Origin of the sequence: Pseudomonas sp. PA-4-8C (assembly GCF_021606625.1) — a bacterium.
Lineage (GTDB): Bacteria > Pseudomonadota > Gammaproteobacteria > Pseudomonadales > Pseudomonadaceae > Aquipseudomonas > Aquipseudomonas lactis.
In genome coordinates this window covers 1-1960 of sequence record NZ_WKCD01000489.1, presented here as the reverse complement: position 1 = coordinate 1960, position 1960 = coordinate 1, and the positions used below count along the sequence as shown (strand labels likewise).

At 60.3% G+C, this 1960-nt stretch carries 3 protein-coding genes; 2 read left to right on the top strand and 1 reads right to left on the bottom strand.

The window, feature by feature from the left end:
• Both GIW04_RS30300 and GIW04_RS30295 read left to right on the top strand, forming a co-directional pair.
• The coding region (locus GIW04_RS30300) for a DoxX family protein (protein ID WP_236479573.1) at positions 1-301 on the top strand (301 nt) is incomplete at its 5' end.
• Positions 302-560: 259 nt separating this feature from the next.
• Positions 561-869: a hypothetical protein gene (locus GIW04_RS30295; RefSeq protein WP_003189853.1), complete on the top strand. Its 309-nt coding sequence runs from the start codon at positions 561-563 to the stop codon at positions 867-869.
• 4 nt (positions 870-873) lie between these two features.
• Here GIW04_RS30295 and GIW04_RS30290 read toward each other — a convergent pair.
• A partial coding sequence (locus tag GIW04_RS30290; protein WP_442962825.1) for a Gldg family protein occupies positions 874-1960 on the bottom strand: 1087 nt, incomplete at its 5' end.

Here is a 1960-nt window from a genome sequence, read left to right as displayed (position 1 = left end):
GGCGGGCACCGCACAATGGATGGAAAGCATCGGCCTGGCGCCGGGTACGCTGATGGCGCTGCTGTCGGGCGGTACCGAGTTCTTCGCCGGCCTGGCCCTGATCATCGGTTTGCTGGTTCGTCCTGCTGCATTGGGCCTGACCTTCCTGACGCTGGTGGCGATTTTCTCTGTACACATCCACAACGGGCTGTTCATGGCCAACAACGGTTATGAGTTCGCACTGGCGTTGCTCGGTGGCGCGCTGGCGGTGTTGCTGGAAGGTGCGGGCAAATTGTCTGTCGACCGCGCGATCACTCACTGATCGTTTTGCAAGCTGCACAAAAGGCCCGCTGATGCGGGCCTTTTCGTTGCCCGGGATTCTTGACACTGCCCCACCGGCTTCTCTAGGATGCTGCTCATGCGCCGATTTAAACAGCTAATTGCGGGGCGCCACTGGGTCTCAATGCAGCCCGACAGAAGCACGCTTGCTCACGCAGGGCGTTCTTCGAAATACCGCTAAAGCGCTGGTTCGGTGTTGCCTCTCACCTGCCCGCAGACTTTTGAGGCAGAGACACGACACGATGAATGCACTACGCCCCCTCATACGCCTGGCCCCGATCACCGCGGACCTGACGCAACGCAATCCGAAAATCCTGCTGGGCGGCAAGCACCAGCCGACACTGCTGCGCTATCTGGACGGCTGGCCACGTCGTTCCGGTCGGCCCTCGGCGTTCCTGATCCAGTTTGTTGAAGACGGCGATTCCCTGGCCCGTTTTGCCAGCGACAGTTTCGACCTGGCAGTGATTCAGGCACCGAGTGCCAGCAATGCCCATGAGGTGATCCACCAACTGACGCGCATTGCCCGGCAAGGGCTGATTGCTCGTCGGTGAGCGATTAGTGAAAGATCGCGGGGGTACGACGCCGGCGCTGGTGTAGGAAAAGTAACCAGGCAATCAGGCACAACAGCAGCGGAAGGGGCACGATTATCAGCCCTCTCAGCTGTCGCTCGAAACGCTGCACCGGGGCATAGGCCTGCGCCTTGAATGCATGCAACTCGATGGGCAGCTGCAGGCGCTCCTTGTTCAGTGCCTGCAACTGGGTACTGGTATCCACCGCTTGGGTGATAAGCCGTGTGTGCAGTGGGTTCAACCTTCGCCACGCTTGCTCCGTCTGCTCAAGTCGTCGCTCCAGCTCAACCGAATTTTTCCGATACGCCTGCGCGGCTTGGTCCCGCATCTGATCCAGCCTGTGCAACGGTTGGTGCATGACACGGGGTCGAATGCGTTTGAGTGCGTCGGGCGCCGCCAGGTTATCCAATGTGTTCAATACAAACTGCGCGTTGCCGTTGGGTCGTGCCTGGCTGAGAGTGTCCGCTAGCAGGTCAGTGTCGGCCACGACTACCATCTGAATCAGTTCTGCTTTTTGCAGCCCGGGCGGCTGGCCCTTGAAGCCGTCGGGAAACGCTGAGTAGGCGGGCCCCTCAACGCGCGCCGCGATTACATGGCGCTGCCCTGAAGTTGCCGTTTCATCGATGAGCGAGTCGAATGTCGTCGCCGAGGCAAAGCGTTTGGCGTTCAACAGGGCCGATTGCTCTGAGCTCAGTAGAAGCGGGGTCAACAGTGAGCGGCTTTTGGGCGCTAGCGAAAGTGCGCCACTGCTTGAGACGATGACGCTGTCCAGCCCCCAGGTGCTGATATCTGTCGTGGCCATGGCCTGTCGTGGCAGGTGTAGCCGGGCCGGGTGCAGTACCCGGGGCATTCCCGGACCGGGCGTGGCTGATGAGGCATAAAGATTGTCGATCAACAGCTTGTCCTCCGGCATCTGGATGCCCCAAGCGTTCAGCAGCCCCTCCATTCTCGCGTTCGCTGACACGGCGTCAGCGCCTATCTCGCTCACGGGGTCGATGAACATCATCAACGGGGTGCCTTTCAATACCGATTGCTCAATGGCATATAAGGCCCGCTCAGGTAAGGCGTGCGGC

Coding starts and splice junctions, on each gene's coding strand:
- GIW04_RS30295 (WP_003189853.1), top strand. CDS start 561: ATGAATGCACTACGCCCCCTCATACGCCTGGCCCCGATCACCGCGGAC.